Origin of the sequence: Pelomonas nitida (genome assembly GCF_043555975.1) — a bacterium.
Taxonomy (GTDB): Bacteria; Pseudomonadota; Gammaproteobacteria; order Burkholderiales; family Burkholderiaceae_C; genus Pelomonas; species Pelomonas nitida.
In genome coordinates, this window is record NZ_JBIGIA010000036.1 from 1 (window position 1) to 5,435 (window position 5,435).

Sequence of the window (5,435 nt, forward strand, 5' to 3'; positions counted from 1 at the left end):
GTAGTAGATGCCGCCGACCACCAGCCCCTCCTCGCTCCAGTCGAACTGGAAGGCTTCGCCCAGCTCGAACTTCAGCGGCACGAAGGCTTTGGTCAGCACCGCCTTGCCCTCGTCCTGGCGCCAGGCGCGGATGAAATCCGTAAGCCGGCCATAGCCACCGTCGTAGCCGCTGGCCTGCAACTCAGCGAACAGGGCCCGGGCACTGCGCCGCTCGTGGCGGGGCCGGTGCGCATCGGCCTTCAACGCCTGCGTCAGCGTCGCAACAAACGGCGCCAGCTTGGTCGATGTCGCCGCTCGCCGGTACTTCGGAGCCGCCTCGGCCGGCTCCTTCAACCACTTCTTGATCGTGTTGCGCGACAGGCTCGTGCGCCTGGCGATCTCACTGATCGACTTCCCCTCGCGCAGATGCATCGCGCGAATCTTGCCCTTCATGGCCATGGTGATCACCCTTCATACCCCTGCCGCAAAATGCAGCAGGGTAGGTCTGTCACCCTGGTCAATATTCAGTCGGCGCTACACGGTTTGTCTGGTCAGTTTTCGGTCAGCGGCAACACCGAGAACGAGTCTGGGGCGAAGCTGCGTCGTCCCGAGCTGTTCCGCTTGCTGGGTGACTGCCATCCCGGCGACGTGTTGCTTGTGGAACAGGTGGACCGCCTCTCGCGGCTCAGCGAGGACGACTGGGAGGCTTTGAAGGCCGCCATTAAGGCCCAGGGGGTCCGTGTGGTCGCTTTGGACCTTCCGACCAGCCACGGGGCTATGCGGGCCGCTATGCCACGCAAGGCAGGCCAGGAAGCCGACCCTACAGAGTTAATCCTTCAGGCCGTCAACGGGATGCTGCTGGACATGCTGGCCGTGATGGCTCGCAAGGACTACACCGATCGGCGCCGCCGTCAGGCAGAGGGCATCGCCAAGGCGCAGCTCCAGGGACTCTACAAAGGCCGCCAGGTGGACGAAAAGCGGCATCAAAATATTCTTGCGCTTCTCGATGCTGGCAAGACCTGGGGTCAGGTGCAAGATTTGACAGGCGCAAGTCGCTCGACCATTCTGCGCGCAGTTAGAGCCAAATCCAAAACGCCTTCGTAACCACTGGGGCCCCTGGCAGGGGGCCTCAGAGACGTTTCAGATGGGGACAGTTTCACCCCCTACCCGAGGGTCTACATTCGAATTATTTAGGCGCACTAAAGGCATATTAACCACCGCGCATTCATGGACGAAAATTCAAAAGAGTGGTTGCGACTCAGGCGTGATAAACGACATTGGCTTCAGCCCGATAAACCAACCGCGCTCTGCGTCATTCATCAACACTTCCCGGCGCCTTATGAATTCATCCAAAGCCCCTTGAGCCCAAAAGGTTAGCGCCTGATCGTCCACAAAATGACCAGCCAGCATATCTTCCTCCTTCCAGTTAAGCGCCTGAATCAACGATTCGACCTCTTCTGATTTCCAGAGGAACCGATTCCCCATTCGAGTGCCTTCACCAGCTATAAGTGTGACGAACGCGCGAGGCCCCCGATCGTTTAGCAGATTAACGCCATCACATTGAGAAGCGTATCCATCCGCAAAATACCGAGCACGAGCGTTTCTCAGATCAAGGGTTGCGATGGGCGCTGGATTTGGAGTAGAGAATAGTAAGCTAGGCCAAGGCTCATGCTTTCCGGCCAAGCCAGACTTTAGATGCCGAAGCGCTGCCTGCACTCGATGTGTGGCGGCGCTCGCAAAACTGCCCCACGCAGTAGTAAGCCCCCACCATCGGCGCAACCACTCCGTATCCACCTCGATATCGCTTGGCATATCGTGAAGGGCGATCGCCGTCAAGGTCAGCTGCATCTGATAGGGCACGGCGACGGGAGTATGCACAAGATGCGTCGAAGCCAATTCAATTGCTCGCGTCAATAGGTGGACCGTCTCTACTGCCAATTGCGGCCGTTCTCGGATTCGTCGAGCGAGCAAGTCACCGTTCGATCTTCCCAGCTCCATGCCCAATATACCCTTCAAAACGTTTAGCGTTTGAAGTTCGCTCGCCGGTTTCCAAGCAAGAGGCAACGTCACCCTACCCCATTCTCGCTCGAATATTTCCCGCAGATCAAAGTCATCACCCCAAGTGAGAGCCGCAATCATGTGGAACTCAGTCATTGGCACACCTTGACTATTCACACGATGGAATGTGCGTGTAGCCAACTCGACGTCATCTGTACTTAGCGGAATTATAGGTATACGGCACCATTGCATTGCATACATGACCCCTTCCGCAATCTCCTGCAGCCTATCAACTTCCGCCGCCATCATTTGGCCTTCACGCTCCTTCGTTCTGAAGTGCTGCCGTAACGCAACAGCATCAAGAAATAGGTGAAGAGGCAAGCAGGCCCATTGATTTGCCGGATTTCCGACAACAAAATCATCCTGCTCCAAATCAAAAAATATCGGCGGGGGAGTTTCATCGCCTTCGCCACCCGCACCGCTTTTCGCGAAGGCGGCGAACAGAGTTGTAAGGCGCTGGTGGCCATCAAGCAGATAGCTAACGGTCTGCCCATGGCTGGGACTTGGAATCTTTACTCCGGCGATTGCTTGAAAGCAGCGCAGTCTGTTTTTCGTGGTTCTCCAAACCAACAGGCTGCCGATTGGAATTCCGATGCGAAGGGACCGCAGAAGCTCGACCCTTCGATCATCCTCCCATACAAATGGTCGTTGGAATCTCGGCACTTGAATGTGCCCCGCACGAACGTCCGAAAGCAGCTTTGGGAGGTCAGTTACTTGCGGCTCAGAAACATAGCTTGGGGTTTCAGCCATAGATTGTCCTAGAGAGCGTCTTGCAGTGCGTCAGAGAGGCTAGCCGCCTCCGATACCACGTCGTGACTCCAACTATAGTTGGCAGGAATATTCGAAAACTCATTCGAAACATTTGATCCAAAACCATTTTGAAGTGTCGCCACTTCTGCTGCCGTTAAGGCCAACCAAAATCCTTTGGACCGGGACGCCCGTACTGCATGCGTGGCGCGTGGGGGCGATACTCCGTCACCCGCCAAACCTTCTTTAAAATTGAAATGCTTCACCATATTTCCGACACTAGGGCTGGAAAGAGTGATCGCCAATTGCTGATTCAGCGGAACCAAGACTGCTTGCGGCAAATAGTTTTCAATTGACCGCCGACTCAATCGGTGCCATCGGTTAGCAGGAAGACCTGCGCAAAGCGACTCAAATTGATGCCCTTGACATCTGTCACCACCTGGCGGAGCCCATCCAGGGTTCAACTCGTCCGGATGCAGTCGATCGCTATCAAATAGAAAGAATGTTCGCCAGCGTGCCACATCGTCGTTGGCTGCCAACTTCATATCTCCCTGCATAGCAGTCCCACCCCCCATTACGGCGGTTACCCAACTGCTATCCCTCCATTTAGCAAACGCAGGGATCGTGGCCTCAACAAACATTTGGTCCGACTTATTATTCTCAAGGAACAACCGAAGAGGCGCGCTCACTATATCTTGAGCCGCATTTGCTGTGAGTATCCATGGCGGAGCACCAACCGCAGCCGCCGCCCCTCCCACTGACACATATACAGTTAGCGAGTTTGCTCGACATTGAGCAGCTGCCAACCGTATCTTGAAGTATTCAACATGAGTTGGTAGGCAGCGGGCGCACCATAGCAGCAAGGCATTTGAATCTGCAAGTATTGCGTGCTGCTCGTTCTTGACGAGTAGCACCAACAACTCGACCAAGCTTCGATCCCATTCGGCTGAGCCCGTCGTCCAACATGCGTCTTCGAAATCGACGATCATTTGTTGCTCCGCTGAGCTTGAAGCAACTCCCCCTTGAGCTGCAGCAGATCATCAAACGCATCAACCGGCCAACTACCACCAACACGCCCCTGCCCGTTTAACGGCACGCGTCGCGCGACTGAAGTCATATCGGGTCTGCGCTCTACCCAGTAAAGTGCAACGTCCTCGGCGGCAATCTTCCTTTCAGCCCCGGCTATTGCCAACTGCGTGGATGCAAGCAAAACTTCCGAATGGGTTTCTATGACAATTTGCGCCCCCGCAGAGGCTGCATGGCAAATTGCCCCTGCAAGAATCCGTTGAGCGTCGGTATGCAAATGAAGCTCAGGTTGCTCAAGGCAAACAACTTGAGGGCCAATACCGAATGCGGCACGGGCCAAAGCAACCAGCGGCGCCAATACCTGCGTCAGCCCTTCGCCGGTGTCCACCAAGTTGATCGAAGCAGCACTCCCGAGCGGAGCAATATCTAGCCTAAAAAAACCTGGCGCAACATCTGTAGGTATCAGCTCAAAACCAAGTTCACGAAAGAACTTCCGCACAAAATCCAACGCTGCCATTTCAGCGGCTGATCGAGGCTGCTTTTCCCACTGATAGAGAAATCTCGCCACCCCCTCCCCTGCAGGAGATAACGCCGCTGGGGCCGTAGCCTGCGCCTTTTCAACTCGCGGAACTCCTGCACGAATACCTTGCAACCATTGAACATTTAATTTCAATGACTTGAGAAGCTCGCGCTGGAATACCCATAGTGGATCGTCTGGAATTGGAAGAAGTCCAGCAACTCCGGTAATCAAACCCCGCCATTGAGAATCTCCATCATCCTCAAATGACCAGATCGCATCGGGGCGTTCGATATGGATGCTCTTTAGTTCACAGCTTCCTGGCAGGACTCCGCCTCGGAACGCCCAGCCGGCTTTTGCTCCTGACGTCCACGAGATAGAGACCTCGACCGCCTGTCTAGGGGAGTTAACGTGGGCAATATCGCTCCACATGGCGCCCTTGCCGACGTGTCCGTCGAGCATTGGCCCTGGCCGAGTGTCGGACATGGACTCGGCGATCCAAGGCAGCAGGCGCAGCAATGCGCTCTTGCCTGAGCTGTTGTGCCCGTACAGTAACGTGAGTGGCGCCAACTCAACCACTTGGTGATCTCGGAACCCTTTGTAGTTCTGAACTTCGAAAGAACGGATTTGCATTGACCCTCCCCTATCGCTGCGCATAACAGCCGACGTGATGCTGGCATTCTCTAAGATTGCGTTCTGCACTACCTGAAATCTCGGCTCTTTGTGGCTAGTTCACCGAGCATCGGAGACAGGTCTTCTATGTGTCCGGCGTCGATGTTGCACACCTCGCCCTGATGTTGCCAGCGCCCCTTCACCGCCATCAGCCGCGCGCCCAACACCGCGGCCGCAGGTGAGGCTTCGCCGAGATGGCGAGGTAGACGATCAGTTGGATCTCGCCTTCCTCGTCCTCCAGCGAGACGAAGATGACGCCGTCCGCGGTCCCCGGCCGCTGCCTAGTCGTCACAAGACCGACGGTCTGGACTGACCTTGCCCCTGAATTCCGTATCCCATAGCTGGACTACGCGTTGACTTGCCGGCGTTGGCCGGCGAGCCAGTTTTCTTCGAACTGCATCGGGCTGACGTAGGCCAGCGTCGAGTGCAGCCGAGT

At 56.0% G+C, this 5,435-nt stretch carries 5 protein-coding genes; 1 reads left to right on the plus strand and 4 read right to left on the minus strand.

Features of this window, described 5'->3' with window-relative positions; all coding sequences use genetic code 11:
• Nucleotides 1-438 (minus strand): helix-turn-helix domain-containing protein (locus ACG00X_RS23925; RefSeq protein ID WP_474103096.1); only part of this gene is annotated, 438 nt, incomplete at its 3' end.
• A 30-nt stretch (nt 439-468) separates the two neighbouring features.
• Here ACG00X_RS23925 and ACG00X_RS23930 point away from each other — a divergent pair.
• Entirely contained in the window at nt 469-1,083 is a 615-nt protein-coding gene (locus ACG00X_RS23930; RefSeq protein ID WP_394492322.1) for a recombinase family protein, read from the plus strand.
• Between the two features lie 135 nt (nt 1,084-1,218).
• Here ACG00X_RS23930 and ACG00X_RS23935 read toward each other — a convergent pair whose 3' ends face one another.
• Genes ACG00X_RS23935 through ACG00X_RS23945 form a run of 3 tightly spaced genes read right to left on the minus strand, consistent with a single transcriptional unit; the run spans nt 1,219 to nt 4,960 of the window.
• Nucleotides 1,219-2,787, minus strand: coding sequence for a DUF262 domain-containing protein (locus ACG00X_RS23935; protein ID WP_394492324.1), 1,569 nt, complete (start codon nt 2,785-2,787; stop codon nt 1,219-1,221).
• Nucleotides 2,788-2,795: 8 nt separating this feature from the next.
• Entirely contained in the window at nt 2,796-3,773 is a 978-nt protein-coding gene (locus tag ACG00X_RS23940; protein WP_394492326.1) for a hypothetical protein, read from the minus strand.
• Nucleotides 3,770-4,960 carry an AAA family ATPase gene (locus ACG00X_RS23945; protein WP_394492328.1) on the minus strand — a complete coding sequence of 397 codons (1,191 nt, stop codon included), beginning with the start codon at nt 4,958-4,960 and terminating at the stop codon, nt 3,770-3,772. The genes ACG00X_RS23940 and ACG00X_RS23945 overlap by 4 nt, the downstream gene beginning before the upstream one ends.
• Nucleotides 4,961-5,435 lie beyond the last annotated feature (475 nt).